Annotated in this window: 20 protein-coding genes, 3 tRNA genes and 3 pseudogenes; 12 read left to right on the top strand and 14 right to left on the bottom strand. The window is 71.7% G+C overall.

Features of this window, described 5'->3' with window-relative positions:
• The first annotated feature begins 12 nt into the window (after positions 1-12).
• Positions 13-99 (top strand) — tRNA-Ser (locus BMY40_RS08745).
• A gap of 753 nt (positions 100-852) precedes the next feature.
• Here BMY40_RS08745 and BMY40_RS08755 read toward each other — a convergent pair.
• From BMY40_RS08755 to BMY40_RS08765, 3 genes are all read right to left on the bottom strand, one after another.
• Entirely contained in the window at positions 853-1,491 is a 639-nt protein-coding gene (locus tag BMY40_RS08755) for a hypothetical protein (protein ID WP_093657278.1), read from the bottom strand.
• A 563-nt stretch (positions 1,492-2,054) separates the two neighbouring features.
• Entirely contained in the window at positions 2,055-2,855 is an 801-nt protein-coding gene (locus tag BMY40_RS08760; protein WP_093657799.1) for a protein kinase, read from the bottom strand.
• Between the two features lie 5 nt (positions 2,856-2,860).
• A complete protein-coding gene (locus BMY40_RS08765; protein WP_093657280.1) occupies positions 2,861-3,721 on the bottom strand; it encodes a radical SAM/SPASM domain-containing protein in 861 nt (286 codons plus the stop codon).
• A 297-nt stretch (positions 3,722-4,018) separates the two neighbouring features.
• On the opposite strand from BMY40_RS08765, the gene BMY40_RS08770 reads away from it, so the two are divergent.
• Complete coding sequence (locus tag BMY40_RS08770; protein ID WP_177213926.1) at positions 4,019-5,353, top strand: NsdA family TPR-like regulatory protein; 1,335 nt, start codon at positions 4,019-4,021, stop codon at positions 5,351-5,353.
• A 159-nt stretch (positions 5,354-5,512) separates the two neighbouring features.
• Here the strand turns inward: BMY40_RS08770 and BMY40_RS29140 are convergent.
• Positions 5,513-5,728 (bottom strand): annotated as a pseudogene (locus tag BMY40_RS29140) (helix-turn-helix domain-containing protein); the annotation flags it as partial.
• Between the two features lie 200 nt (positions 5,729-5,928).
• Between BMY40_RS29140 and BMY40_RS08780 the strand changes: the two are divergent.
• Positions 5,929-6,675, top strand: a complete 747-nt coding sequence (locus tag BMY40_RS08780; RefSeq protein ID WP_093657282.1) for a transposase family protein — start codon at positions 5,929-5,931, stop codon at positions 6,673-6,675.
• Positions 6,676-7,317: 642 nt separating this feature from the next.
• On the opposite strand, the gene BMY40_RS08785 is transcribed toward BMY40_RS08780, so the two are convergent.
• Positions 7,318-7,818 (bottom strand): YfbM family protein, encoded by a 501-nt coding sequence (locus tag BMY40_RS08785; protein WP_177213928.1) that lies wholly within the window; start codon positions 7,816-7,818, stop codon positions 7,318-7,320.
• Between the two features lie 231 nt (positions 7,819-8,049).
• On the opposite strand from BMY40_RS08785, the gene BMY40_RS08790 reads away from it, so the two are divergent.
• Entirely contained in the window at positions 8,050-8,451 is a 402-nt protein-coding gene (locus tag BMY40_RS08790; protein ID WP_093657287.1) for a hypothetical protein, read from the top strand.
• 627 nt (positions 8,452-9,078) lie between these two features.
• Here BMY40_RS08790 and BMY40_RS08795 read toward each other — a convergent pair.
• Together BMY40_RS08795 and BMY40_RS08800 are read right to left on the bottom strand one after the other, a co-directional pair.
• On the bottom strand, positions 9,079-9,504 hold the full coding sequence (locus BMY40_RS08795) for a hypothetical protein (protein ID WP_093657288.1): 426 nt from the start codon (positions 9,502-9,504) through the stop codon (positions 9,079-9,081).
• The gene (locus BMY40_RS08800) at positions 9,501-9,719 is read right to left on the bottom strand and encodes a hypothetical protein (protein WP_093657803.1); all 219 of its coding nucleotides are present in this window, start codon (positions 9,717-9,719) and stop codon (positions 9,501-9,503) included. The genes BMY40_RS08795 and BMY40_RS08800 overlap by 4 nt, the downstream gene beginning before the upstream one ends.
• A gap of 143 nt (positions 9,720-9,862) precedes the next feature.
• Here BMY40_RS08800 and BMY40_RS08805 point away from each other — a divergent pair, with 143 nt between their 5' ends.
• Entirely contained in the window at positions 9,863-11,257 is a 1,395-nt protein-coding gene (locus BMY40_RS08805) for an NsdA family TPR-like regulatory protein (RefSeq protein WP_093657289.1), read from the top strand.
• A gap of 14 nt (positions 11,258-11,271) precedes the next feature.
• A complete protein-coding gene (locus BMY40_RS08810; RefSeq protein ID WP_093657291.1) occupies positions 11,272-11,637 on the top strand; it encodes a hypothetical protein in 366 nt (121 codons plus the stop codon).
• A 45-nt stretch (positions 11,638-11,682) separates the two neighbouring features.
• Here BMY40_RS08810 and BMY40_RS08815 read toward each other — a convergent pair whose 3' ends face one another.
• Positions 11,683-12,426 carry a ferritin-like domain-containing protein gene (locus BMY40_RS08815; protein WP_093657293.1) on the bottom strand — a complete coding sequence of 248 codons (744 nt, stop codon included), beginning with the start codon at positions 12,424-12,426 and terminating at the stop codon, positions 11,683-11,685.
• Between the two features lie 698 nt (positions 12,427-13,124).
• On the opposite strand from BMY40_RS08815, the pseudogene BMY40_RS08820 reads away from it, so the two are divergent.
• Positions 13,125-13,634 (top strand): annotated as a pseudogene (locus BMY40_RS08820) (SigE family RNA polymerase sigma factor); the annotation flags it as partial.
• 394 nt (positions 13,635-14,028) lie between these two features.
• Positions 14,029-15,681 (top strand): long-chain fatty acid--CoA ligase, encoded by a 1,653-nt coding sequence (locus BMY40_RS08825; RefSeq protein ID WP_093657295.1) that lies wholly within the window; start codon positions 14,029-14,031, stop codon positions 15,679-15,681.
• 110 nt (positions 15,682-15,791) lie between these two features.
• On the opposite strand, the gene BMY40_RS08830 is transcribed toward BMY40_RS08825, so the two are convergent.
• Positions 15,792-16,511: an NAD(P)-dependent oxidoreductase gene (locus tag BMY40_RS08830; protein ID WP_093657297.1), complete on the bottom strand. Its 720-nt coding sequence runs from the start codon at positions 16,509-16,511 to the stop codon at positions 15,792-15,794.
• Positions 16,512-16,609: 98 nt separating this feature from the next.
• Between BMY40_RS08830 and BMY40_RS08835 the strand changes: the two genes are divergently transcribed.
• Positions 16,610-17,293 (top strand): TetR/AcrR family transcriptional regulator, encoded by a 684-nt coding sequence (locus tag BMY40_RS08835; RefSeq protein WP_177213929.1) that lies wholly within the window; start codon positions 16,610-16,612, stop codon positions 17,291-17,293.
• A gap of 19 nt (positions 17,294-17,312) precedes the next feature.
• On the opposite strand, the gene BMY40_RS08840 is transcribed toward BMY40_RS08835, so the two are convergent.
• Together BMY40_RS08840 and BMY40_RS08845 are read right to left on the bottom strand one after the other, a co-directional pair.
• A complete protein-coding gene (locus tag BMY40_RS08840) occupies positions 17,313-21,044 on the bottom strand; it encodes a hybrid sensor histidine kinase/response regulator (RefSeq protein WP_093657299.1) in 3,732 nt (1,243 codons plus the stop codon).
• A 234-nt stretch (positions 21,045-21,278) separates the two neighbouring features.
• Positions 21,279-21,827, bottom strand: a complete 549-nt coding sequence (locus BMY40_RS08845; protein ID WP_093657301.1) for an SSI family serine proteinase inhibitor — start codon at positions 21,825-21,827, stop codon at positions 21,279-21,281.
• A 244-nt stretch (positions 21,828-22,071) separates the two neighbouring features.
• Here BMY40_RS08845 and BMY40_RS08850 point away from each other — a divergent pair.
• Positions 22,072-22,162: transfer RNA gene (locus BMY40_RS08850), tRNA-Ser, on the top strand.
• A gap of 273 nt (positions 22,163-22,435) precedes the next feature.
• Positions 22,436-22,508: transfer RNA gene (locus BMY40_RS08855), tRNA-Arg, on the top strand.
• Positions 22,509-22,743: 235 nt separating this feature from the next.
• On the opposite strand, the gene BMY40_RS08860 is transcribed toward BMY40_RS08855, so the two are convergent.
• The 3 genes and pseudogenes from BMY40_RS08860 to BMY40_RS08870 all read right to left on the bottom strand — a co-directional run bounded on the left by BMY40_RS08860 (position 22,744) and on the right by BMY40_RS08870 (position 25,886).
• Entirely contained in the window at positions 22,744-23,325 is a 582-nt protein-coding gene (locus BMY40_RS08860; RefSeq protein WP_093657807.1) for a hypothetical protein, read from the bottom strand.
• Positions 23,326-23,539: 214 nt separating this feature from the next.
• Positions 23,540-25,090 (bottom strand): annotated as a pseudogene (locus BMY40_RS08865) (MDR family MFS transporter); the annotation flags it as partial.
• A gap of 295 nt (positions 25,091-25,385) precedes the next feature.
• Positions 25,386-25,886 (bottom strand): MarR family winged helix-turn-helix transcriptional regulator, encoded by a 501-nt coding sequence (locus BMY40_RS08870; protein ID WP_093657305.1) that lies wholly within the window; start codon positions 25,884-25,886, stop codon positions 25,386-25,388.
• A 209-nt stretch (positions 25,887-26,095) separates the two neighbouring features.
• On the opposite strand from BMY40_RS08870, the gene BMY40_RS08875 reads away from it, so the two are divergent.
• On the top strand, positions 26,096-26,302 hold the full coding sequence (locus BMY40_RS08875; RefSeq protein ID WP_093657307.1) for a hypothetical protein: 207 nt from the start codon (positions 26,096-26,098) through the stop codon (positions 26,300-26,302).
• The last annotated feature ends 116 nt before the right edge of the window (positions 26,303-26,418 follow it).

The raw sequence follows: 26,418 nt of genomic DNA on the forward strand, positions 1-26,418 counted from the left end.
GGCGCGGCGTGGGGAGGCTTGCCCGAGCGGCCTAAGGGAACGGTCTTGAAAACCGTCGTGGTGGCGACACCACCGTGGGTTCAAATCCCACAGCCTCCGCACTTCAACGGCCTCCGACCAGTGCACACGGTCGGGGGCCGTCGCCGTGTCCGCCGCCCGTCGGTGACCGCCGTTCCCCGTAGTTCCCGCTCGTTGGGGCACGGAACGGGCACGGGTCTCTTGTGACGGGGACTCAGGAGCCGAAGAAGTGGTGCGCCATCCTCTTGACCCGCACGTACGCTTCCAGCCGACATCCTGAGCTGCCGGTTAGCTGTCGGCTGCTGTCGACGCCTGTCGCTGTTGGCTGCCCTCCCACGGCCCCACGACGGCCGAGCCAAGGCAACCGCATGCTGTGCTACCCCGCCCAAGTGAGTCTGATCTTGATCTGGTGGTTGTGCTCGGTGTGCCAGATAACCTCACCCTCGACCCGCGCTCCGAGAGCGGGCAGAGATGTTCCACGGGGAAACGAGGTGACCTCTGCAAGCCCCAAAGGGTCAGGATGGCCATCGATCTCGATGAACACACCGAACGGTTGGCGCCCGATCACCTGCCCGGCGACCTTTGTGCCGAGAGGAAGCGCCGCTGCCGTCTGGGCCCACGAATTGCGCGCACGGTGGGCCCTCTGGGTGTACGAGTCTGCCGGCCATGAGTATTCAGTCATTTCCGGATGATCCCAGGAGATGTCACCCCTGCGGCTACAGCGCCCACAAGGTCTGTGGAGCCGCGACCGGAAAACGTCGGCTCCCGGCGCCTACGAACCGGATGAAAGCCGGGCCCCGCCCTGCCCGGTGGCCGGGCAGGGCGGGGCCCGGCTCACGCGGCGAGGGCGTCCAGGTCCACGGGGGTGCAGTCGTGCAGCGTCACGATCAGCCGGTGGGCCAGGGTCCACCGGACCGCGAGGTCCTCGTAGGACACCTCCTGCAGGGCGGTGTCGAGGGGCTCCAGCGTGACCGGGTGGTGGACGATCCCGGCCACACCCCAGGCGTACGGCCGGCCCACCAGCGCGGCGACGTGCCCTTCCCGCAGCCGCGGGCACTCCCGTACGGAGATCCGGGCGCAGGGCACGCACACGGGCGGTGCCGTGGTCCGCTCGCCCTCCTCCACCGGGCGGCCGACGTCCCGCAGCACGAAGAGGCGCGGGCCGTCCTCCGGGGTGGGCCCGCCGCACACCTGGCAGAGCATGTGCCGCATGGCCCTTCGCTGCCGCAGCGTGTGCACCGTGTGGTACTGGGGCCGCCCCTTGCCCCGCGCGAGGATCTGCCTGGTCCACAGCACCCCGCGCCAGTCCCGGTCGTACGCGGACTCCCCGGGGAAACCGATCCCCTCGCCCTCCGCCCCCGTCCGCCGCACCACGGGCGGGCGGCGCATCCGCTCCTGGCTCCACGAGGCGATGTAGGGAACCGTGCTCAGCCGGCCGGTACGCGACCGCGCCGACGTGGCGACGGCCTCCACCGGGCTTCCCTCCGCCCCCGCCGGGCGCACCCCGGAATCCCCGCGCCCGTCCGCAGAGCGCGCACGCCCCTCCCCGATCCGCTCCTCGACCCCTTGTGAGAAGGCGCTCCCGCCCATGTACGCCCTTCCTGACGCTCGGTTCCGTACTCACGGATACGTAACCGTGCGATTACTCTCGGCGGTACCGTAGGTGGAGCGGCAGCGCGTGAAACCCATGAAAGATCGCGCGGATGCGGGGGAGTGGACATGGGAGCCAGGAAGCCGAACGAGGGCCTGCGGCGCCTCCTGACCGAGAGCCAGTGGTCGCAGTCCCACCCCGCCCTGGCGGTCAACCACGTCGGGGAACGGTGAATCCCTCCCTCCTGCACGCTTGAGCAGCCGACCCGCACGCCGGTCACCCAAGGTGGCAGGCCATGGCGTGGATACCCGCGTCCAGGAGCGAGGGCGGCACCAACCGCATCCGCGCATGACGAAGGACCCCCACCGCCGTAGGGGCCCCTCATCTCTGTTGGCAGGGTGACATGGCGGGCAGCCCTGCCAGGAGAACCGCTCAGTCCTCCACGCTATGTGCTCACGCCGCGGTGGTCGGCCCACGCCCGGGAAGCGTCCGCCATGGCCCCGAGCCATGAGGCATCCGGCTTCCGGTCGGCGAAGACGCGGTACATGAGCGCGTTGGCCCGGGCGAAGGCGTCGACGGCCTTGGGATCCGCATCCACCCACGCCGCGCAGCCGGAAGCCCAGGACTCGGCGGACTCGGGGCTGTGCCCGGCCGCGATGAACTGCACCACCAGACAGGCCGGGTCGATGAAGCCCGCGCCACGGGTGGGCCATGACCAGTCCACCGCCCACGCGGTGTGCTTACCGATCATCATGTTGCCGGGGTTGATGTCGGTGTAGAGCAGGTCATCGCCCCGGAGGAGGGCAGCCTGCCCCTCGTCCCCGGCGAACCGGTCCCACCGGGTCTCCGGCCATTCCCGCGCGACCTCGGGGAGGTCCAGCTCCCCGATCCGGTTCACCAGGCCGACGACGGTGGGCAGGTCGGGGGAGCCCGGCGAGAAGTCGGCCGCCCGCCCCTCCACGGCGTCGAAGCCGAGCACGACCCACAAGTCGTTCTCCGCATGCCACCGCAGAGCGGGGGAGAGGGGCCGTACGGCCGGGTTGATCAGCCGCTCCCGCACGATGGAGTCGTGCCGGCCGCCGGGCCGGTTGGGGACCGCCTTGACGAAGAACGGCCCCTTCTCGCACTCGACCACGGTGGCGACATCCGAGCTGTGCCCCCCGGTGGTGGGGCGGGCACGCGCTAGTTCCCCCGTGTGCGGGCGGATCAGCTCCTGGAAGTCGGCGGCGAGAAGGGGCGTGTCCATCGTCCTCAGTTCCTCGGGCTGCACGAGCTGCCCGGAAAGCCGGGCGTGCACTCCTCGTCGTCGGGGCCGCAGGGGGCGTTCCTCCCGGCCGCGCCCTGGATAGCCGTGGTGGCGCGGGTCATGGCGTCGCCGCTGAGGATAGCGGCGAGCGGGGTGTGCCTGACGTTGCCGACGCCCATCCAGCCGGAGAACACGCACGGGGACACCTCCCCCGTGGGACCGATGGCGGCCACGCCCGATCCGCACCGGCCACAGAGCTTGGCCGTGTCGGGGACCCGGCCCTGTCCGCCCCGCCCGAAGGGCCGGACGTGATCGACACCGATTCGCTCCACGCCCAGGGCTTCCAGATCCCGGCGGGCACCCGCGGCCTGGTCCTCGTCGCCGGTGACGACTCCGACGCGCAGCGGGATGCCGAGCCGGACGGCCCTGGCGATGTTCTCCCGCGTCCTTCCGTGGGAGCGGCGGCCGGTCATCGCGTTGTGGGTCTCGGCCCGGTCGGAGTAGTAGGAGGTGGCCAGCGCCAGTCCCTTGCGCTGGAAGATCTCCCAGCACTCCTGGGAGACGTGCACGAGGTTGCTGTAGACCTCCACCTCCAGACCGGCGTTCAGCGCGTGGTCCACCAGGGCCGTGAAGTCGGGGTGCATGGTCGGCTCACCACCGATGAACTGCACCCCGCGCACGCCACAGGCCGCAGCCTGATCCAGAACGCCGACCCAGTCCTCACGGGTCATGGTGCCGTGCGATCCGCTCGGGCCGGAGGAGTTGTAGCAGTGTCCGCAGGCGAGCTGGCACTTCCGCGTCAGGTCCAGCCACAGAAGCCGGGTGGTGGCTTTCCGGGCCGGCGGAGTCTTGACGATCACTGTCACCGGTGTTCCTTCTCTTGTCGGGGGATGCTGTCTGCCGGCCGGTGCCTTGTGCCGCTTGGATGCTGATTCCGAACTGGCCTTGCAAGCAGCCGAGTTAGATCTGGGCGCCGTCGACAGCCGTGGCCGGACCCGCGTCACGGCGGACTGCGCGACGGATTCCCTCCGCACGCTGGACTTCGGTACCGACCACTTCCGTGCTCACGGATACGTAACCGTGTGATTACTCTGGGCGGTACCGTGGGTGGAGCGGCAGCGCGTGAAACCCATGAAAGATCGCGTGGATGCGGGGGAGTGGGCATGGGAGCCAGGAAGCCGAACGAGGGCCTGCGGCGCGTCCTGACCGAGAGCCAGTGGTCGCAGTCCCAACTCGCCCTGGCCGTCAACCGCGTCGGGGCGGAGGCCGGGGTGCCGCTGCGGTACGACGAGTCCGCGGTGAGCCACTGGCTGAGCGGCACCAGGCCGCGCAAGGCCGTACGGCCCTTCATCCGTGAGGCCCTGTCACGCCGGCTGCGCAGGCCGGTCACGCTGGCCGAGATCGGTCTGGAGGCCGAGGAGGCGAGCTGTGGCGCGGATACCGTGGAAGGACTGATGAACCTCGGGAGGACGGACATGGACCCATCCCGCAGGAGCGTTCTGGGCGTCGGCCTCTTCTCCGTGGCGCTGACCGTCCCCGGCTGGCAGGACGTGGTGGGTCGGATGGAGGCGGTGCGGGCCGGCCGCACTGTGCGCATCGGGCGGCCGGAGGTGGACATGGTGGTCGCCATGACCGAGCGCATCAGCGAACTGGACGACCAGTTCGGCGGCCGTCACGCCCGGCCCATGGCCGCCTCGTTCATCGTCAACACCGTCTCGGCCTACCTGCGCGCCGACGCTCCCGAGCCTGTGCGCAAGGACATGCTCTCGGCGGCCTCCGACCTGTGCTATCTGACCGGCTACATGGCCGTGGACGAAGGGCTGCAAGGGCTGGCGCAGCAGTACTACCTCAAGGCCCTGGAACTGGCCGGCGCGGCCGAGGACCACCTGACGTACTGCACCACGCTGCGCGGCATGAGCGTCCAGGCCGCCGACCTCGGCCACGGCCCGCAGGCCCTGCGCCTGGCCGACGCGGCAGCCGCCGCCTCCCCGCAGGCCGGACCGCGCATGCGCGCCTTCCTCGCCGGACAACAGGCCTACGCCGCCGCCCAGACCGGCGACCGCCGCACCGCCCTGGCCCATCTCAAGGACGCGGAGACGGCGATGGAGAAAGCCGAGTCACCCGCCGGGCTCTCAGGTCGGTACGATCCCGCCGCGCTCGCGGATCACACGAGCCAGGTGCGGTACGAACTCGGAGACATCAGCGGGGCGGTCAAGTCCAAGGCGGAGTCCAACAGGCTCCGGCAACCGACGCAGCGCAGAAGCCGGGTGCGAAATCTGGCGATCGCCGCCGAACGGCAGATGCGACTCGGACACCTCGAAGAAGCCTCCGCGACCTGGCACTCGGCTCTGGACGACTACCCGCACGTCCAGAGCGGACGGGCGGACGACCGCATCCGCACCATGTTCACCCTGATCCGCCCCCACCTGCGCAACCGCACCGCCCGCGACCTCCACGACCGCGCAAGGACGCTGGCCCCCTCAGTCCTCCGCGCCTGAGGAACTGCCCCACGACGCAGCCCGCTGAGGTGGCATTCCACGACATAGGCGCCCGCGTCCAGCACAGCACCCGATCCATCTCAACGGCGCGGCTTTCCCCACTGAACACGATGAGCCAGAACCCACCACCGGCGTTCCCTCCGTGGAGCGCAACTGCTTGGCCTCCGCCTCGGCAGAGTCCTGATGCGGGCACGGCGCCAGCCAGCGGTCCGCCAAACTGGCCAGGCCCGAGGCCTCATACCTCGACTTCCACCCGCTGACCGTCTGCCGCGACACCCCCAACGACACGGCGACCTCCGTCACTGTCGCACCCGCCAGCACCGCAAGCACAGCCCGGTACCTCTGCTCGACAACCGACAACTCCACCAGCACCAATCCCGGCCTCCCCACACGCACCGCAACGAAGCGCACAGAAAAGCCGAACACGGCCACTGAACGCTTCTCATCCTGTGGTTCGTGGGTGATGGCGGCTGGTGGTCGGGAACCGTAACGCGGCAGGGCTCCTGGTCGTTGCGGCTGGTGATCTCACTCGCCAACGTCTCGACACAGGAGCCCTGTTGGTCCCGTATCGTGCCATGCTCGACGTCCCTCACGAAGTCGTGGAGCACGTTTCCTGGCTCATCTACGCCCGAAGGTGTGAGCTGAACTCCCGCTGGCGGAAGCTGGGCTGCTTCCGCCAGGCCCTGCTGGTCCTGGTAAACCTGCGCAAGAACGAGACCCTGGCCCAGGCCGCAGCGGGGTTCGGCATCTCCACCGCCACCGCCGGCCGGTATGTGAGCGAAACGGTCGACCTCCTCGCCGAGCGTGCCCCGAGCCTGCACGAGGCCCTGCGCGAGCTGCCGCCGGAGGGGTTCGTCATCCTCGACGGCACTTTGATCACTACCAACCGCATCGCGGCGGACGAGCCGTACTACTCGATGAAGCACCGCCGTCACGGGATGAACGTGCAGGTCATCGCCCGCCCGGACGGCACCCCGCTCTGGTTCTCCCGCGCGACACCGGGACGCACGCACGACCTGACCGCAGCCCGCGCCCACGGTGTGATCCAAGCCTGCCTGTCCCGTCAGCTCCTCGTCCTGGCCGACCGCGCCTACCAGGGCGCCGGCGCGACCGTCCGCACCCCCTACTACGGTCATCGCGACCTGCCCGAGCACTACCAGCAGTACAACCGCGACCACGCCCGGCTGCGTGCCCCGGGCGAACGCGCCTTCGCCCGCCTCAAGCAATGGCGGATCCTCCGCAAGGCCCGGTGCAGCACCAACCGCATCGGTCGCACGGTCGCCGCCGTTCACACCATCGAGATCGCCTGGCGCTCAGGATGAGAAGCGTTCACTGAGAGCCTGGGCCGTCTCCGGGCCGTGCGAGGGTGGCCGACGATGACAGAGGACGGCCGAGGATAACCACGGCCCTCCTTGCTCTGGCCTGGGGTGTCGGAGTTGATCTGCGACACTGGACGGACCATGCCTACATCCGGAGAACTCAACCTGAGCTCTTACCGCCGGACATGAGTCCCGAGGGGTACAGCGACCAGGGCGCGTACGTGCTCTGAGAGAGCTTCTGTGGCCTCCCTGTGCGCTCTCCTCTGGAGCCGCAGCACCAGGCGATCCTGAGCGAGTCGAGGCGGCTCATGAGGCAGAGGAGGGCTCATCGTGGCGCGTACGCAGTCGAAGTGCGGAGCGTGGACGGAGAAGGGTACCCGGTGTCAGAATCTGGCCATGGTCGGCGCATCACGTTGCTATCGCCACCGTGGCGACTGGTCGTCGTACACCATCGAAAAGCGCAAGGCGAAGGTGCGCAAGCGCCGAAAGAAGTGAACCGGGCGCCGCTGCGGCTGACATCACCGAGTGACATCAACGTCCCCGGACGGCTGTGGACCAAGACAGCCGTAAGAGGATCAGGAACCGTCAAAGGCGTGGAAGCCAGACAGGCCGCACGGATCGGTGATCGAACTTGTAAAGCAGCGGTCAGTCGAGCCACACGAGCATTGCGTCATCTGCCGCAGCGGCGGCCTCGAAGAACTGCGTCAGGCCGTCGTACCAGTGGCGCCCCCACTCAAGTGCTCCGGGCTCTTCCCATCCGAGGGGGTACACCTCGGCTTTGGTCAGGTCAGCAGGGTCCACGCCACTGATGAGCTGGTCGTAGGGGGTGGTGCGAAGCGCTTGCGCGGCGAGCCGGACCCGTTCCGGGCGCAGGTACCTCGGCGGTCCGTAGCCCCAGCCCTCGTCCTCGGCGAACGGCTCCTCACCGTGGATGACGTTCACCGGGAAGTCGGCGCGCGCCAGGAGGAAGCGGAGCAGGTCCCAGGTCTTGTACGTGCTGAAGTGGCGCGCTTCGGCCAGCGCGGGCTCCGACTCCTCCTCGGCGTCCTGGACCTCTTCGACGAAGTCCAGCGCCCAGTCGGGGTCCTGTACCGCCCGGTCAAGCTCAGCAGCCGTGACACGCAGGTACTCACCGATCATGCTCATGGCCGGAGACTAGGCGAGGCTACTGACAGCGCCGTCGGACGGACCGTCTCGGTTTCCGTCTCATTCAGCCCGGTCCACCGGACGTTCAGGCAAGACCCGGAGCCGATCCCAGCCTTGTCACGAGCCGCCCATGAACGCAGGTGAACGGTGGTGGGCAACCACTAGGAGGCCACCCGCAGGCTTGGAAAGCGTGCGCCTAGGTCTGTCGGTGCCGGGGCGTACGGTCCGCGTATGGCGATCAGACCACCTGAGAACTGGCGGGCCGGCATGGCCGAGGAGGCCCGCGAGCTGGCAGCCGGGGCGTTGGATTCGGAGTGTGCCTGCATGCTCTACCCGGAGTCCTTGTTGCAAGCCACGGAGGACGCTCTTCAGGTCTTCGAGGAGGACGTAAGTGCGCTGACGGCACCGTCCGACGAACGGGTCTTCGACACGATCAAGCGAGTCGTCCAGCGCCTCAACACGATCAGCGAGGACGAGCAGCACGGCGGCGCCGGATACGACACGGACGAACGTGAGCAGTTGTGCGAGTACATCGACCAGACCCTGAGCGAGCACGGCATCGACGTAGCGGCCCTGGCGACGAGGAACGGCATCGGGCGCGCCGAAATCACCGACGCATGGCGCGACTGGTGACGGCAGCGGCACAGCAGAGAGGACGGCAACCAGCACGATCGCGACCAAATGCCGACAGCTCCAGGCGGCTGGTTGAGCAGCCGAAGAAACCTCAGCAACCGCGGTGTCGGTAGTTTGGGATGAAGGACAGCCGTGCCAGATGCGTGCCAGAACGGGCGGGGAGGAGCGGTCAGCAGCGGTCACTTTGGATGCCGTCACAGTGGGGACTGTGGTGGCATCCGTGCAGGTCAGGGACATAGTACGGGGACGACCACGCGGTGATTCCCAAGCTCAGGGCTCAGGCACCATCACCACGTGCCGGCCGTCGTAGCTTGCTCTGGTCGACGGCACTGGCAGCGTGATGGAGGCCTGTGGGGGTGTCGCGAGACACACGCGCGCCTGGTCGGTCGGCGCGCCCGCTGTCGTGGCTGACTGTCGTCGGCTGAGGTTTGTGCCACAACCGTGCCAGATACAGGGGTCAGCCACGGTCAACACCGGTGCCCTGTGGTCGAGTAGCCGCTTGCTTCCCCGGTCAGTAAAGTCGCAGCTCAGGCGCGAGATCCCCCAGCCTCTTTCCTAAAGCGGTGATGAGGCGTGGTGACATCACCAGCTGACATCAACGTCCCCGGACAGAGTTCTCGGGGCGGCCTACGCGGCCGCACGGGTGCGCCGGTACACCCGCAGTTCTCCGGCGGGCGGCAGCACCAGCGGCCAGGCCGTCAGGCGGTAGTGGGTCGTCTCGTCGCGGGCCGCGACGGTGTAGGACCAGCCCTCCCGCAGCACCCTGAGGGCGTTCTCCCGCTCCGCCTCGGCGCGCGCCCACTCCCGTATGACCGAGCCGGGATCGGGGACGCTCCCCGCCCGGACGGGGCGCAGGCAGGCCGGGGGCAGCCACGGGGTGTCGGGGCCGGGGTCGAGCGCCCTGGCGACGCGTTCCGCCTGCTCGCGCATCCACCGCACCGCGAGGCGCGGGGTGGGGGCCAGGTGCAGGCCCAGCACGTTCCGGGACGGCCGGCCGGGGGCGCTCGCCGACAGCTCGCACCAGAAGCGCATCCAGGTGGCGGCCCGCGTCACGGTGTCCGACTGGCGCGGTTGGCGGCCTTCACGCGGGCGCTCAGCAGCTCGGCCTGCGTGGCCGGGCGCAGTACCTCGGGCATGGCCGTCCACTCGCGGCCTCCGCCGATGGGGCGCAGGAGGTAGTACGCGGCGTCCCTGTCCTGGAACTCGCCCACGGTCTTCCGGATCTCGTCGTAGAGCGCGTCGCCCTTGGCGGGCTTGTCCGTGGCCATGTTCTCCAAGCTCCCTCGCTCCTTCCCGTGCGCGCCGCATCGCCCGGCGGGCGGAAGGCCGAAACCGATCGCGTTCTGTGCACAGCCAACTGCGCGGGGTGCTTGTCCGGGTACGGTTGAAGGGAGGCAGGACCATGAAACCCATGAACACGCGGGGGGTTGGCGTGGCCGAGGCATCCCACGGCAGTCGCAACTCGGGGCTTGAAAACCTGCTCGAACAGGCGCGATGGTCCGGGACGCAGTTCGCTCACGCCGTGAACCGCGCGGGCGCCGAGGTCGGCCTGACGCTGAAGTACGACCAGTCGGCGGTCTCCCACTGGCTTCGCGGAACGCAACCGAGGGAGCAGGTCAGGCCCGTCGTCCTCGAGGTTCTGGGGCGCAGGCTCGGAAGGCCTGTGACGTACGCGGAAGCGGGCTTTCGGCGACCGAGGAATCAGAAAGGCCCGGAAAGCGGAGACACCGCCGAATCTCTCCTGGATCTCGGAAGGACCGACATGGAACCGAGTCGCCGCGGTGTGCTCACCGCAGGGCTGTACTCCGCCACGCTCGCCGTCCCCCTGTTCTCGGACCAGGCACACGCGGAGGAACGCGCGCGTCCCACCCGGCCGACGACCCGTATCGGCGAGGGCGAGGTGGCGACCGTGCGGACCATGACCGACCGCATCGCCGACATCCTCGACGAGCTGGGCGGCGGTCACGCACGCCCCATGGCCGCCGCCTTCCTGGTCAACACCGTCGCACCGTACCTGCGGGCATCGGCGACGGAGGCCGTCCGCAAGGACCTGCTTTCCGCCACGTCCGACCTGACGTACCTCGCGGGCTGGATGGCCATGTACGAGCGTCAGCACGGGCTCGGGCAGAAGTACTACCTACAGGCGCTGAACCTCGCCCGCGAGGCCGGCGACCATGTGACGTACTGCCGGACGCTGCGCGGCATGAGCCTTCAGGCCTCGAACCTGCGGTACGGCAGGAAGGCGCTGGAGCTGGCCGACTCGGCGGCCGAGGCGGCGCCCAAGGCGGGGCCGCGCCTGGTGGCCTTCCTGCGGGGCCAGCAGGCGCACGCCGCTTCCATGGTGGGCGACAGGCGGCAGGCGTTCCAGCGGCTCGGGGAGGCGGAGACGGCCCTGTCGAAGGCGGACTCGCGACGGGAGTCGATCGGTGGCTACGACACCTCCGCCTACCAGTTCCACGTCGCGCACGTCCTCTACGAGACGCGGGACCTGCCGGGGTCCATCGCGGCGCTGAAGGCCGCGCTCCGGGCGAAGCCCGCGCAGGAGCGGCAGGGGCGCCTCCACGCGAACGCGGTGCTGGCGCAGCGGCAGTTCGAGTACGGGCACGTCGAGGAGGCCTGCGCCACCTGGCACGCGTTCCTCGACGACTACGCGATGCTGTCCACGGCGCGAGGGGACGAGCACTTCGAGACCATGCGCCGCCGTGTCGCGTCCCGCCGGAAGTTGCGCGCGGTTCGTGAACTCGACGAGCGGGCCCGGCAGGTGGCGGCTGTGAAGGGGCAGAACGTGCCGCAGGGCACGGCGTGACGGAAGGGGTGGGCATGACCCGGGCCGAGGGTGCGCGGCTGTTCCGTGAGTCCTGGATCGCAGGTGTTCGCGAGCACTTCCCCGGCGAGCCGAAGCCCGGCTATGTGACGCCCTGGGAGGAGACCCCGCAGTGGGAGCGCGAGGCCGCCGGGGCCGTCTATGAGCAGGTACGGCGGTTCCTCGAACTCAGCGGCGGGCACGCCTCGCGCCTCACTCGGGAGCAGAAGGGCCGCTACGTCGCCACGTGCTGGATCGCCCAGATGTTCAAGCACTTCGAGGATCCGAAGCCGGGGTACGTGGCCGACTGGACCGACCTGCCCGACTGGCAGAAGGAGACCGACGCGGACATCTTCGAGGCCATCGAGAAGTCGCTGAACTGACGGTCTCCGGGTCGGTGCTGCGGTTGTTGCGGTCGTCGCCCTGCGTCAGGGCGTGCCCGACCGGGTGCCCGAACGGGCGGCCGTACGCGGGGCCAGCACCGCGGGGACCACCGTGCGGGAGGAGGCCATGACGTCCGCGACGAAGCGCCGGCGCCCGAGGCCGAGGCGGCGCAGCGCCGGGCCGTGGTCGGCGGCGACGGCGAGGGACGCGGCGAGGAGCATCAGCCGCCACAGGCTCATCACCGGTCGGCGCAGCGGGCGGGGCAGCCGGGCGAGGGAGGCGTGCAGGCGCTCGCAGTGGAACGGCGCGTGGCGCTGCTCATCGGCCAGGATGCGGCCCGCCACGTCCGAGGCGAGCGGGTCGCCGGCGCCGTCGCGCAGGGCGCGGTAGTAGCGCAGCGCCACCACCTCCGCGACCATCAGCACCAGCAGTTCCACGCGCAGCCCCATCAGGCGCCGCAGGCGTACGAAGGCCCTGTCGCTCCAGTGGCCGTTCAGCACCGGTGCGCCGCCCGCGGCCAGCAGGCGGGCGAGCAGGCGGGCGTGGTTCTGCTCCTCGGCGACGAACAGCCGCACCGCCCGCGCGTAGTCGGGGTCACCGGCCCGGTCCGCCTTGGCGATCAGGTTGGAGCCGTCACCGTCCTCGCCCACCTGGAAGCGCTGGACGCTGGCCCGCACGGCCGGGTGGAGGGTGGCGCCCCGCTCCCAGTCGGGGTCGCCCTGGACGCGTCTGCGCTCGCGCTCGTCCTCGAACCGCTTTACCCACTCCGCGAATCCGCTCGTGTCCATGTGTGGTCTCCCCCTCCGGGGCGCGTTCGTCGTGCGCCCTCGGAGGGACGACGTGCCCCGGAGGCCGTGCCGTTCCACTGTTGGCCGGTGGGGGCGCTTGGCTCCCGATTCGGGGCGCGCGGGTGTGGCGCGGGCGCCGTGCGGCGGGGGCGCGCACAGGCGTGCGGGAGGCGTGCCGGTGGCGTCCGCCCTGCTGCGGACGGGTGGGAAGGGGTTATGCGGTTGCGTGGGAGGTTTATCGACACGTCGTCATTCTTGCGAGTGGATGAGGCGTTGCGGGTGGTTCGCCGGGTTTTCGGCGGGCAGTCTGATCTCGCGACGTCGCTGCGACAACCTCAGGCACACGCTCCGGAAGGACAGAACATGGCACGTACCCGCATCACCCGGTTCGGGGCCGTGGTGGTGCACGCGCTTCACGGGCTCGGATGAGCCGACGGGCGCCGGCCGGGCGGGGAACCGGCCGGTGTCCCGGGAGAAGGGATGGGGCAGAGCGGCCGCACTCGGTGCGGCCGCTCTGCTGTCGTGCGGCTCGGGCGATCGCCGGGGCGCCCCGGGGGGCGTACGCGACCCCGAGGCGGTACGGGGGCTTCTCCCCCTCCCGGGGGTGGAGGAGGCGTCCCGCCTCCACCCTGAGAGGGACCCGGCATCGGGACCTGTGGCCGATCCGGGACGGGGGACGCGGCTCCTAGCGTTGGGCCATGACCACGCATGGGACGGCCGCGACCGTGACGCCGCTGACCTTCACCTCGTACGTACGGGCCCGCGGGCCGGTGCTGCTGCGCACGGCGCGCTCGCTCACCTCCAACCCGAGCGACGCAGAGGACCTGCTCCAGACCGCGCTCACCAAGACCTATCTGGCGTGGGAGCGCATCGAGGACCAGCGCGCGCTCGACGGCTACGTGCGCCGCGCGCTGGTGAACACGCGCACCTCGCAGTGGCGCAAGCGCCGGGTGGACGAGTACTCCTGCGAGGAACTGCCGGAGCCCGAGCCGGTGCCCGGCCCCGACCCCGCCGAGCAGCAGGCCGTGCGCGACGCGGTGTGGCGGGCGGTGCTGGCGCTCCCGGAGCGGCAGCGGGCCATGGTGACCTTGCGCTACTACGAGGACCTGAGCGAGGCGCAGACCGCCGCGGTGCTCGGGGTCTCGGTCGGCACGGTCAAGAGCGCGGTGTCGCGGGCGCTGGCCAAGCTCCGCGAGGACCCGCGGCTCCTGGCGGACGTGCTGGGCGGGAGGGAGACGCCGGGCGGCGGGACGGAGACGCCGGGCGGTGCGGCGGACGTGCCGGGCGGCGGGACGGAGGGGAGAGTGCAGGGCGTGAAGGAGGCGCGGGGGGCGCGAGGGGTCCGAGGGGCGCGGGTGAGTGCCGGGAGAGGCGGGGGTGGCCTCAGGGAGCTGAGAGGCGCGGGGAATCTCCGGGAGGAGACGGCGGTCGCCGCCTAGCCGGTCCGGGGTGGAGCGGCCGGCGGCGCGGTGAGGTGGAAAGACGGCGACATATCCGGGTCCGACCTAGTGACATACCGACCGGTCGGTGGCAGGCTTCCGGGCAACGACAGCGCCGCCCGCTCTTGGCGGCGCACGTATATCTCGTTCACGGGAGGCCCCGGTGCTGAGCACGATGCAAGACGTACCGCTGACCGTCTCGCGCATTCTGCGACACGGAACCACGGTGCACGGAAAGTCGCGGATCACGACCTGGACCGGGGAAGGCGAACCGCACCGCAGGACCTTCGCCGAGGTCGGCGCCCGCTCCGCCCGGCTCGCCCACGCCCTGCGCGACGAGCTCGGCGTGGCCCCGGGCGACCGCGTGGCGACCCTGATGTGGAACAACGCCGAGCACGTCGAGGCGTACTTCGCCATCCCGTCCATGGGCTCGGTCCTGCACACCCTCAACCTCCGGCTGCCCGCCGAGCAGCTCGCGTGGGTCGTCAACCACGCGGCCGACAAGGTCGTCCTGGTCAACGGCTCGCTGCTGCCGCTGATCGCGCCGCTGCTGCCCAAGCTGGAGCCGGTCGAGCACATCGTGGTCGTCGGCCCCGGCGACACCTCCGTACTGGAGGGCTGCCGCCCGGCCGTCCACGAGTACGAGGCGCTGATCGAGGGCCGGCCGACCTCGTACGACTGGCCCGAGCTGGACGAGCGCGAGGCCGCGGCCATGTGCTACACCTCCGGCACCACCGGCGACCCCAAGGGCGTCGTCTACTCCCACCGCTCCATCTACCTGCACTCCATGCAGGTCAACATGGGCGAGTCGATGGGCCTGACCGACGCCGACACCACCCTGCCCGTGGTGCCGATGTTCCACGTCAACGCCTGGGGCCTGCCGCACGCCGTCTTCATGACCGGCGTCAACCTGCTGATGCCCGACCGCTTCCTCCAGCCGGCCCCGCTCGCCGCGATGATCGAGGCCGAGAAGCCCTCCCACTCGGCGGCCGTGCCCACCATCTGGCAGGGGCTGCTGGCGGAGCTGGCCGCCAACCCGCGCGACATCTCCTCCCTGAAGAACGTCACCATCGGCGGCTCGGCCTGCCCGCCCTCCCTGATGCGGGAGTTCGGCGAGAAGTACGGGGTCACGGTCACCCACGCCTGGGGCATGACCGAGACCTCCCCGCTGGGCACCGTCGCCCACCCGCCGGCCGGGCTCGACGAGGAGGAGGCGTGGCCGTACCGCATCAGCCAGGGCCGCTTCCCGGCCTCCGTCGAGGCGCGGCTGATCGGCCCGGACGGCAGCGAGATGCCGTGGGACGGCGAGTCCGCCGGTGAACTGGAGGTGCGCGGCCCCTGGATCGCCGGGGCGTACTACGGGGGCGCGGACGCCGAGCCCCTGCGCCCCGAGGACAAGTTCAGCCCCGACGGCTGGCTGCGAACCGGCGACGTCGGCGTGGTCACCCCCGACGGCTACCTGACGCTGACCGACCGCGCCAAGGACGTCATCAAGTCCGGCGGCGAGTGGATCTCCTCGGTGGAGCTGGAGAACCAGCTCATGGGCCACCCGGCCGTCGCCGAGGCCGCCGTCGTGGCCGTGCCCGACGAGAAGTGGGGCGAGCGCCCGCTGGCCACGGTCGTCCTCAAGGAGGGCGCCGGGGATGTGTCGTACGAGGAGCTGCGCGAGTTCCTCGCCGGCAAGGTCGCCCGCTGGCAGCTTCCCGAGCGGTGGGCGGTGATCCCGGCGGTGCCGAAGACGAGCGTCGGCAAGTTCGACAAGAAGGTGATCCGGGCGCAGTACGCGCAGGGAGAACTGGACGTCACCAAGCTCTGACCGCACGCCGCGCGCGGGGACCGCACCCGCGCGCGGCGCACACGGCGTACGGCGGCGGCCCGGACGGGGATCCCGTCCGGGCCGCCGCCCGCGTTCCGTCCGGGGCCGGTTCAGCCGGGCGTGTTCGCGCGGCCCCCGGTATGGGCGAGGGCGCTGGGGGTGAGGCGGCCGACGATCGCCGGGGCCTCCTGGACAAGTGTGTCGTCGGTGAGCGCCTCCACCATGAACAGCGCGAAGTCCACCCGGCGCGTCCTATCGCTGGCCAGCACCGGGTCGCCCACGTGCCGGCTCCACACGGGCAGGCCCTGGCTCTCGCCCTCCTCCAGACTGCTGCCGCGCACCACGGTCCACCGGGTGTCGCTGGCGAACACCCGGCGGCACGCCTCCACCTGGTCGTCGATCTCGACGTAGCGCACCAGCCTGCCCAGCCAGGCGGCGACCCGGACGCCCAGTTTGAACATGGGCGAGTACCTGTCCTTGCCGTCGCGCGTGATGTGCCAGCCGCAGGAGAAGACCAGGCGCGCGCCCGGCCGCGCATGGTCGAGTACCGCCTGCGCCGTGCCCGACGCGTACTGCCGCACGCCCCAGGGCACCAGCACCGTCAGCACCCCGTCGCATCCGGCGACCGCCCGCCGGATCACCTCCCGGTCGTCGGTGTCCCCGGGGACGACGGTCATCCGGCCCTCGAACGCGGCCAGTTTCGGCACGCTGCGCTCCCGGCACACGCCCACGACCTCGTAGCCGCGCTCCAGCGCGTGCCGGACCATGTACTGCCCGAGCTTCCCCGAAGCTCCGACGATGCAGACCTTCCTCACACGATCCGTGCCCATGGCGCATCCCTTCCGCCGGAGTCCCCGGAGTTTCCACCTTACGTTGTAAGGTACGCTAGCCTTACGACGTAAGGTGGTCAAGGGGGCGGGAGGAGCGGATGCGCGAGGGAAGCAGGGCCCGTCGCGGGAAGCAGGCGCGTGCCCCGCTCAGCCGGGAGCGCGTGATCCGCGCCGCGGTGGCGGTGGCGGACGAGAAGGGCTCGGCCGCGCTCACCATGCGGGCCATCGCCGAGCCGCTGGGCGTCGAGGCGATGTCGATCTACCACCATGTGTCGGGCAAGGAGGACATCCTCGACGGCATGGTGGACGCGGTGTTCGGCGAGATCGAACTGCCGCCGCACGACACGGACTGGAAGAGCGCCATGCGCCGGCGCGCGGTCTCCGCCCGCGCCGTCCTCCTGCGCCACCCGTGGGCCGTCGGCCTGATGGACTCCCGCTCCCGGCCCGGCCCGGCCACCCTGCGCCACCACGACGCCGTCATCGGAGTCCTGCGCGCCGGGGGGTTCTCCGTCCGGATGGCCGCGCACGCCGTCTCGCTGATCGACAGCTACCTGTACGGCTTCGTGCTCCAGGAGCTGAGCCTGCCGTTCACCGGTGCGGCCGAGCAGGGCGAGGTCGCGGGCGCCATCCTGCGCGAGATGCCCGCCGAAGCCTACCCCCACCTCGCCGAACTGGCCGCCGAGCACGTCCTCAGGCCCGGTTACGACTACGCCGACGAGTTCGCCTTCGGCCTCGCCCTCATCCTCGACGGCCTCCGCCCGGACGAGACCCCGGGCGCCTAGCCGGCCCCCGGCCGGGGGGCTAGTTGGCGCCTATCTTCGCCAGCAGGTCCACGATGCGCGACTGCACCTCCGGGCTCGTGGACCTCTCCGCGAGGAAGAGGACCGTCTCGCCGGACGCCAGGCCCGGCAGCTCCGCGTGGTCGATGGAGGCGGAGGTGTAGACGACGAACGGCGTGCGGTTGAGCATGCCGTTCACCCGCAGCCAGTCGATGATCCCGGCGCGGCGGCGGCGCACCTGCATCAGGTCCATCACCACCAGGTTCGGCCGGATCTGCGCCGCGAGCTGCACCGCCTCCGCGTCCGAGGGGGCGTGCGCGGTCTGCATGCCGCGCCGCCCCAGCGTCGCGGCCATGGCCTCCGCGATGGCCGTGTGCTCCTCCACCAGCAGCACCCGCGGCGGGTGCTGCTCGCTGTCGCGCGGCGCGAGGGCCTTGAGGAGTACGGCCGGGTCCGCGCCGTACGCCGCCTCGCGAGAGGCCAGCCCCAGCCCGGCCGTCACCAGCACCGGCACCTCGGCGGCGACGGCCGCCTGGCGCAGCGACTGCAGGGCGGTGCGGGTGATGGGGCCGGTCAGCGGGTCCACGAAGAGGGCCGCCGGGTACGCCGCGATCTGGGCGTCCACCTCCTCGCGGGAGTGGACGATGACGGGGCGGTAGCCGCGGTCGGTCAGGGCCTGCTGGGTGGAGACGTCCGGCTCGGGCCACACCAGCAGCCGCCGGGGGTTGTCCAGGGGCTCGGGCGGCAGTTCGTCGTCGGCCGGCAGCGGCACCTGACCACTGCCGCCGGTGACTTCGACGGCACCGCCCGGACCGTCCAGGTGCTCCGGCCCCTCGGACCCGGCCTCGGGCGCGCCGATCGCGAACTCCCGTCCGCTCTGGGTGTGCTGGGCCGGCGGGTACTGGGGCTGCGCCTGCGGCGGTGCGGCGGCGACGGCCGCGGCAGCCGCCTCGGCGGCGCGCTCCTTCTCCGCCGGCGGGGCCGCGAGCTTGCGGCGGCGGCCCGGTCCGGCGCTGGTCTGCGCGGGCGTGGAGGTGGGTGTGGGTGCGGGGCCGGGCGCGGGCGCCTGGGCCGGAGGCTGCGACGCAGGCGGTACGGGAGGCGCGGCAGGTGCGAGGGGTGTGGCGGGCGCGTGCGGTGCGGGGGGCGCGGGCGGCTGGACCGCGTGCTGGCCGGTGTGCTGCTCGCCCGACTGCCGGGCGAAGGGCACACCCTGGCCGAGGGTGCGCACGCTGACGCCGGAGGTCTGCTCCGACGGCGCCGTCTCGCTGCCCGGCATCGGCAGCGCACGCTGCCGGGGCGCCGCCTCGGGCGGCGCCGAGCCGCCCAGGATGGGGCTGGCCGCGACCACGGTGAGGTCGGCCTGGGCGTGCTGCTCCGCACCGCCCGCACCCTCGGTGCCGCCGTGTTCGGGGTGCCGGGTGTGCTCGGAGTGCTGGGCGTGCTGGGCGTGCTGGGCGGCGGGGGCGTGCTGCTCGGCAGCGGCGGGAGCCTGCTGCGGTGCCTCCTCGGGCGGCGGCACGCGGCGGCGTCGGCCGGTCGGCCGGTCCTCCTGGACGGCCGCGGCCTCTGGCTGCTGAGCGGGCTGAGGCTGTACGGGCTGTGGCTGTACGGGCTGGAGTTGCCCCGGCTGTGGCTGCACGGGCTGCAACTGCGGCTGCGCGGGCCGCGGCGTCGGGGCCGAGCCCGGGGCAGGGGTCGGGCCGGGGGGCAGCGCGAACGCCGTGCGCCCCGGCGCCTGTGCGGGAGCGGCCGGAGCCGGCGCCTCGGGCCCGGCGGCGTCCCGGCGGGCACGCCGTCCGGTGCTCTGCTGGGGGAGTTGGGGGAGCGCGGACGCACTCGCGCCGTTCGCGGACGGCTGCTGTGCGGAGGCCGGCTGTGCGGACGGCAGCGCGTGCTCGCCGCTGTCCCCGCCGTCCTCCGTACGTTCGCCGCCCTGGGCCAGCGCACGCCGCGCCCGGCGGCGCCCGCCGCCGGGCGGGACCGCCCCGGCGCCGCTGCCGTCGTCCGGCGCGGCGCTCTCCGCCCGGCCCTGCGGGCCGGGCGGCAGGGCGATCGCCCCGCCGGCGGCCTCCGCCGCGCCCGCCGCGCCCGCCGCGTGCGCGGCGGGCGTGCCGCGCACCGGCTGCGACGGCACGGGCATCACCGTCGTCTCGCCCCCGCCCTGGGCGGAGTGCGCGTCCAGGGCGCCCTGCGTGTCCTGCGAAGCCCGTGCGTTCTGGGCGCCCTGCGTGTCCTGGGCGCCCCGCTTCCGCCGGGCCGCCGCCTTCGCCGGGTCGGGGGAGCCGACCGGCACCTCCAGGACGTAGGCGCTGCCGCCTCCCGCCCCGGGCACCTGGTGGGTCTGGAGCACTCCGCCGTGCCGCCGCACGATCCCGCGCACCAGCGGCTCGTGCACCGGGCTGCCGCCGCCGTACGGGCCGCGCACCTCGATGCGCACCACGTCCCCGCGCTGCGCCGCCGCGACCACGATCGTCGAGTCGCCGGAGGCGGGGCCCTGCGCGTTGCCGGTCGCGTCCACGCCGGCCACGTCCGCGACCAGATGGGCCAGCGCCTGCGCCAGCCGCACCGGGTCCACCTCCACCTCGACCGGCGGGGCGTGCACCGCGAACTGCGCGCGTCCGGGCCCGATCAGCTCGATCGCGCCCTCGACACCGGCCGAGACCACCTCGTCCAGCGACACCGTCTCGCGCGCGAGCCGCTCGGCGCCCGCGTCCAGCCGCTGGTAGCCCAGCACGTTGTCCACGAGCGTGGTCATGCGTGCGTAGCCGGCGGCCAGGTAGTGCAGCGTCTGGTTCGCCTCCGGCCACAGCTGCCCGGCCGGGTCGGCCGCCAGTCCGCCCAGTTCGCCGCGGAGTTGCTCCAGCGGTCCGCGCAGCCCGCTCTCCAGTACGGCCAGGAGCTGCTCGTGGCGTGCGGCGAGGTCGTCGTAGGCGGTGCGGTCGGTGAAGGCGAGCACCGCGCCGACGAGCTGGTCGCCGTCGCGCACCGGCGCGGTCGTCATGTCGACCGGCACCGCGCGCCCGTCCTTGGTCCACAGCACCTGTCCGCGCACCCGGTGCTTGCGCCCGGAGCGCAGGCTGTCGGCGAGCGGCGTCTCCTCCCACGGGAGCTGGCTGCCGTCGGGACGCGAGTGGTGGACGAGCGGGTGGAGCTTCTGCCCGCCCAGCTCGCCGGCCCGGTAGCCGAGGATCTGCGCGGCGGCCGGGTTGACCAGGACGACCCGGCCCTCGGTGTCCACGCCCACCACGCCCTCGGCCGCGGCGCGCAGGATCATCTCGGTCTGGCGCTGCTGCCGGGCCAGCTCGGCCTCGGTGTCGACGGTGCCGGTGAGGTCGCGGACGACGAGCATGAGCAGCTCGTCGCCGGTGTAGCTGTTGCCGTGGTCGGCGAAGGCGGCCTCGAAGGACGACTCGTAGGGGGTGCGCCCGTCCTCCAGGTTGGCGCTGGTCACCTCGACCATGAACTGGGTCCCGTCGGTGCGCCGGGCCACCATCCGCGTCGGCTTGGTGCGGGGCTGGGGGGCGTCGTCGGGGCGGCGCATCGAGCCGGGGATGAGCTTGGAGTCGAAGTCCGGGAGCAGGTCGAGCAGTCCGCGCCCGACCAGGGCCGTGCCCGGGGACTCGAAGACCTCCAGGGCGATGCTGTTGGCGTTGACGACCGTGCCGTTGCAGTTCACGAGAAGCAACGCGTCCGGCAGTGCGTCGAGTATGGCTGCGAGGCGAGCAGCGCCTCGGGATGGCCTGCTGCTCACGACGACGCATCCTCCCTGCTGACCAGCTGGTGCACAGTGGCGGCGCCGGGACCGGGCCGGGACTGACGAACCGGGACCGGGGCCGGCACCGGGCCGGAACCGGACCGGTGCGCCGCTCTCCCGCGCATGCCACTAGAGGGGAAGTCTACGGCCAGCGGTGGCGGAAGCGACGGCGGATGCGTGGGGAGGGTGGGGAGAACGCCGGCCCGGGGCCGGGCCGGCGTATGAGGTCCGTCACTCCCCCAGTTCCCCAGGGCCGGGGAGGGCGGGCACGAGGGCGTTCCAGCGGGCGATCTCGCAGCCGTCCGTACGCCGGAACGAGGCGTCCACCCGCTGCCCGCGCCACACTCCGGTGATACGGGCGGTGGCCGGGCCGCCGTGGATCTGGGCGCACATCGCGTCCGCGGGGACGGGCTGCCAGGGGTCGCGCGGTCCCTGGGAGGCCCGGTCGACGGCGTCGCAGGCGGCGGGGGCGTCGGGGTGGGTGCCGCCCGCGGGGTGGCAGTCGAGGGTGTGCGTCCGCCGGGTCGGCGCCCCGCCCCCGCGTACTCCCCGCGGTGCCGTGTGCGGTGCCGCGACGCCCTCCGGGGAGGTGGAGACGGTGATGGTGAGCTGGTCCTGCCGGGCGGCCGGCATGACGGGCTCGGGCATGGGCATGGGCATGGGCGCCGGCCAGGGGCGCGCGGAAGCGGGTACGGCGACGGCGGGGGCGGACGCGGGGGTGAGCACGGTGGCGAGTACGGCGGTCCCGGCGAGGACTGCGGCGGTACGGCGGCGCGGCATGGCGGCTCCCGGAAGGTGTGGTGCGGGCGGACCCGCGCGACTGCGGGTTCTTCCCTCCCCCTTCCAACGCGCCACCGCGCACGCCGTTGCGCACCTCCACCCGCCCGCCGCACCACCCGTGCCGCCACCAGGGGCAAAGCCCTTTGCCGGGGGACCCGCCAGCCGGGTAACGTAGGCTGCGATTGGAGACAGCCCCCGGGCTGTGCCATCATCAGCACACACGTCGCGGTGACGCGGCGCGTGGGGAGGCTTCGCCTAGTCTGGTCTATGGCGCCGCACTGCTAATGCGGTTTGGGCTTTAAAGCCCATCGAGGGTTCAAATCCCTCAGCCTCCGCTTCGATCACCATGATCGCCGAAGCCCCGGCCCATACGGCCGGGGCTTCCTCCGTTCCAGGGGCTCGCGCGCTCCGGCGATCCCGCACGCTCCGGGGGCCCGCAGAGGGGCGCCAGAGGTCCGCCGGGGGCCGGCGGCAGGGTCCGCGAGCGTCTCCTGTCGGGCATCACCGCAGGTCAGGCCGTGTTGACCGAATGGATTTCACCTCTGGGCGGAGGTCATGTAATGTTGTTCCCGCAACGCCGACCGGCGAGAAAACAGCCGGGAAGCCAAGCGCTCGTAGCTTAACGGATAGAGCATCTGACTACGGATCAGAAGGTTGCAGGTTCGAATCCTGCCGAGCGCGCAGCAGCGAGAGGCCCCGCCGGATACGGCGGGGCCTCTCGCATGTGCGCCGGAGGCGAGGGGGCTTGGGGCCTGCTGCCTGCGATAGCCCGCCGGGAGGCAGTCGTTCGCCCGGAGCGGGGATTTGTCGTACCGCGATGTTTCACGGGAAACATCGAATCCATGCGCGTCTGCCGTGTGTGACCAAGGCGGCTCCGCCTTGGTCACACACGGCTTCCGCAGCTTGATGAGGTTCCTCAGGAATCACTCTCCAGCAGCCAGCCGCTGTGTCGCAGGACCGGCACAGCACGGGTGAGGACGTAGGCCGCAACCGGCGTCTCCGCGTCGTCCTCCGGGAAGTGGATGGCGTGTTGGAAGGTTTCCTTGTCTTGCGGTTTCCTGAGGTCGAAAGCGGGATCGAGTGTCACACCGGGACGCGTGATTAGCATGCGTAGGGCGCGTGCACCGCATCCGTCGACCAGAGCCGCCGTGGTCAGGGCCTTCTTCAGGCTTGGCCGTCGCCCGTTGGGTGAGGGAAGGGCCAAGTACGCCATGATGCGCATCCGGCCAGAGGGTCCAGGTTCGATGCCCGCGCGCAGGCGACCGTGCAGGTTGACAAGGGCTGCGGGCATTTCGGGCAGAAGAGGCGGCTGCTGGAGGACGATATCTCGCTCGCCGTTGTCCCAGCGGGTGTCGTGAATGGTCAGGTCAGGGCGTTCGGGTATCTCCAGGGTCCATTCGGCTGCGAAACCGGGGGAGAAGACCTTTGAGCAGGTCTCTCCCCGCTTGGGTAGGTAGGTACGGCCTGCGCGCAGATTGAGTCCGTTGCCGAGTTCCATGTGGTGGTGCGCTTCCCGTGCGATGCGGTTAAGAGCGGGCATCACGGCCCCAGCCGTTGCGCGCTCCATGTTTCCAGTCGCTTACGGACCGTGTCCCACGGTTTCGAATCTTCGTAGGAGGTTTCCGAGGGAAGCGATGTGGGTTGCCGCGTTCGGCTACGGCGTACCGAGCAGGGCCGGGTGGCAGGGGTCAGGCCGTCCGGCCGGTGGTGGTGGCGGCGGCCTTCTCCGGCTGCCGCTCTCCCTCCCCGGCGTCGGTCTGCCCGTCGAGCCGGGTGCGCAGCGGCACCTCCTTGACGAACAGCACCAGCAGCAGCGCGACCACCGCCATCGGCGCGGCGTAGAGGTAGATGTCGGCAACACCGTGGCCGTACGCGCTCTCGACGACCGTGCGGACCGGGCCCGGGAGGGCGTCCAGGTCCGGGATGGCGCTGCCGTTGCCGCCGGTCGCGCCGTCGGACCGGATGCCCAGCTTCGTCATGCCGTCGGTGACGTAGTCGGTTATGCGGTGGGCGAGCACCGCGCCCAGCACCGAGACGCCGACCGCGCCGCCGAGGGAACGGAAGAAGGCGAGTACGGAGCTGGCCGCGCCGAGCTCGGAGAGGGCGACCTGGTTCTGGGTGGCCAGGACCAGGTTCTGCATCATCATGCCGACGCCGGTGCCCAGCAGGGCCATGAAGAGCGCGATCCGCCAGTACGGGGTGTCGTACCGCATGGTGCCCAGCAGGCCGAGCCCGGCCGTCAGCAGGACGCCGCCGGCCACCAGCCACGCCTTCCAGCGGCCGGTACGGGTGATGACCAGGCCGGAGACGGTGGACGAGAGGAACAGCCCGCCGATCATCGGGATCGTCAGCACGCCGGACATCGTCGGCGACTCGCCGCGGGCGAGCTGGAAGTACTGGCTGAGGAAGACGGTCGCGCCGAACATCGCGATGCCGACGAAGAGCGAGGCCAGAGCGGTGAGCGTGATCGTGCGGTTGCGGAACAGGCCCAGCGGGATGATCGGTTCGGCGGCGCGCGACTCGGTGAGGACGAAGGCCAGGGTCAGCAGGAGCGCGGCACCGACCATCGTGTACGTCTGCCAGGACAGCCAGTCGTACCGGTCCCCGGCCAGGGTCACCCAGATCAGCAGCAGGGAGACGGCGGCGGTGACGAGGGAGGCGCCCAGCCAGTCCACCTTCACGTTCTCGCGCTTCACCACGGGCAGGTGCAGCGTCTTCTGGAGCACGATCAGGGCGAGGACGGCGAAGGGCACGCCGACGTAGAAGCACCAGCGCCAGCCGAGCCAGGAGGCGTCGGTGATCACACCGCCGAGCAGCGGTCCGCCGACGGTGGCGACGGCGAAGGTCGCGCCCAGGTAGCCGCTGTAGCGGCCGCGCTCACGCGGGGGGATCATCGCGGCGATGATGATCTGGGAGAGCGCGGCCAGACCGCCCGCGCCCAGGCCCTGTACCGCCCGGAAGGCGATCAGGGTGCCGGTGTCCTGGGCCAGACCGGCCCCGGCGGAGGCCAGGACGAAGAGCACCAGGGCCGACTGGACCAGCATCTTCTTGCTGTAGAGGTCGGCGAGCTTGCCCCACACCGGGGTGGAGGCGGTCATGGTCAGCAGCGCCGCCGTGACCACCCAGGTGTACGCGCTCTGGCCGCCGCCCAGGTCCGAGATGATCCGGGGAAGGGCGTTGGAGACGACCGTCGAGGACAGGACGGAGACGAACATGCCGAGCAGCAGCCCGGACAGCGCCTCCATGATCTGGCGGTGCGTCATGGGCACCTGTTCGGCGCCCGGGGCGGTACGGGCGGTGTCGCCCTTCAGCGCCTCCGAGGGTGTGGACGTTGCCATGCGCTCCTTGCTTTCCGTGTCTCTTCCGGCGTCGGGCGGCGTGTCACGGCACGCCGTGGGTCTGCGGTCCGGGCGGCCGGGTGCGGGACCCGGACGGTTCGGGCGGTCCGAACGGCCGTGCGCCCGGGCACGGCGGGGCGGGCCTCGGCGGTACGGCGGTTCGGCGGTACGGGCCCGGTGGTGCGTGGGGGTACGTGCGGTACGTGGGGCGTGCGGGTGATCAGTCGTGCGCGGCGGCCGCGTGCTGCGGAGGGAGGTGGCGGGTGCCGCGGGGGGCGGTGCGGCAGCCGCAGCCGCAGTCGCCGAAGCTCGCGCGCAGCCTCGCCAGCAGATCGGTGAGGCGGGCCACATCCTCTTCCGGCCAGTCGCCGAGGAGGTGCGCGAGCGTGTCGCTGGTGCGGCGGTGCATCTCGGCCAGCATCCGCTCGCCGCTACCGGTCAGCCGCAGCAGCCGGACCCGGCCGTCGAGGGGATCGGGCCGGCGGTCGACCCAGCCGCGCTCCACCGCGTACGCGACATGGCGGCTGGTGACGGACATGTCGATGGCCATCAGATCGGCGAGCTGTGTCATCCGCAGCTCACCGTGCCGCCCCAGCAGTGCCAGCACGGCCGCGGGCGCGGGCGGGCAGTCGTGCGGCAGGTTGCGGGCCAGCTCGCGCCGGACGGTGCCGACGGAGCCCAGTTCCCGGGCCAGGTCCTCGTAGAAGGTGTGTGCTGTCACCGGGTCCTCCCACGGCCGCAGAGATCGTTGCTTAGTGCAAGCATATGTTCGTTGGTTGCCCCAAGCAAATAAAATCGGGTGTGAGGGGGCAAACAGTTCCCCAAGAACAGGTGTGCCGTACACCAAGCGCCGCGGCGGCCGCCGTACCGGCGAGCGGGTGCGCGACCGGGGGTGACCGGCGCCGGGCCCGTTCGCTAGGGTCCGGAGGCATGGCTCACAACCCTCATGCACCCCAGGGTCCGGCAGGCGGCCACGACCCGGCCGGCAGCACCCAGATGTTCCGCGCCTTCGTCGACGAGGACGGGCCGCGCCCGCCCGCCGCGACTCCGTCCTCCGGCCCCAGGGTCGGTCTGATCGTGGGGGTCGTCGCGGTCCTCGCGGTCATCGCGGCGGTCGTCTGGTTCGCCCTCTCCTGAGCGCTTCCGGGCAGGGCGGCCCCGCGCCGCGCCGCTCCGCGGGCGACCGGAGACGGGAGCGGCGGCGGAGACGGAAGTGAACGCGGGCAGCCGCCGGGACGGTGTCGTACCGTCCC

Source organism: Streptomyces radiopugnans, from assembly GCF_900110735.1.
Classification (GTDB): domain Bacteria; phylum Actinomycetota; class Actinomycetes; order Streptomycetales; family Streptomycetaceae; genus Streptomyces; species Streptomyces radiopugnans.

Excerpts from the sequence above, each read along its gene's own strand:
- BMY40_RS08760 (WP_093657799.1), bottom strand. The coding sequence starts at position 2,855 with ATGGACACGCCCCTTCTCGCCGCCGACTTCCAGGAGCTGATCCGCCCG.
- BMY40_RS08770 (WP_177213926.1), top strand. The coding sequence starts at position 4,019 with ATGGGAGCCAGGAAGCCGAACGAGGGCCTGCGGCGCGTCCTGACCGAG.
- BMY40_RS08780 (WP_093657282.1), top strand. The coding sequence starts at position 5,929 with ATGCTCGACGTCCCTCACGAAGTCGTGGAGCACGTTTCCTGGCTCATC.
- BMY40_RS08785 (WP_177213928.1), bottom strand. The coding sequence starts at position 7,818 with ATGAGCATGATCGGTGAGTACCTGCGTGTCACGGCTGCTGAGCTTGAC.
- BMY40_RS08790 (WP_093657287.1), top strand. The coding sequence starts at position 8,050 with ATGGCGATCAGACCACCTGAGAACTGGCGGGCCGGCATGGCCGAGGAG.
- BMY40_RS08800 (WP_093657803.1), bottom strand. The coding sequence starts at position 9,719 with ATGGCCACGGACAAGCCCGCCAAGGGCGACGCGCTCTACGACGAGATC.
- BMY40_RS08805 (WP_093657289.1), top strand. The coding sequence starts at position 9,863 with ATGAACACGCGGGGGGTTGGCGTGGCCGAGGCATCCCACGGCAGTCGC.
- BMY40_RS08810 (WP_093657291.1), top strand. The coding sequence starts at position 11,272 with ATGACCCGGGCCGAGGGTGCGCGGCTGTTCCGTGAGTCCTGGATCGCA.
- BMY40_RS08815 (WP_093657293.1), bottom strand. The coding sequence starts at position 12,426 with ATGGACACGAGCGGATTCGCGGAGTGGGTAAAGCGGTTCGAGGACGAG.
- BMY40_RS08830 (WP_093657297.1), bottom strand. The coding sequence starts at position 16,511 with ATGGGCACGGATCGTGTGAGGAAGGTCTGCATCGTCGGAGCTTCGGGG.
- BMY40_RS08835 (WP_177213929.1), top strand. The coding sequence starts at position 16,610 with ATGCGCGAGGGAAGCAGGGCCCGTCGCGGGAAGCAGGCGCGTGCCCCG.
- BMY40_RS08845 (WP_093657301.1), bottom strand. The coding sequence starts at position 21,827 with ATGCCGCGCCGCCGTACCGCCGCAGTCCTCGCCGGGACCGCCGTACTC.
- BMY40_RS08860 (WP_093657807.1), bottom strand. The coding sequence starts at position 23,325 with ATGGAACTCGGCAACGGACTCAATCTGCGCGCAGGCCGTACCTACCTA.
- BMY40_RS08875 (WP_093657307.1), top strand. The coding sequence starts at position 26,096 with ATGGCTCACAACCCTCATGCACCCCAGGGTCCGGCAGGCGGCCACGAC.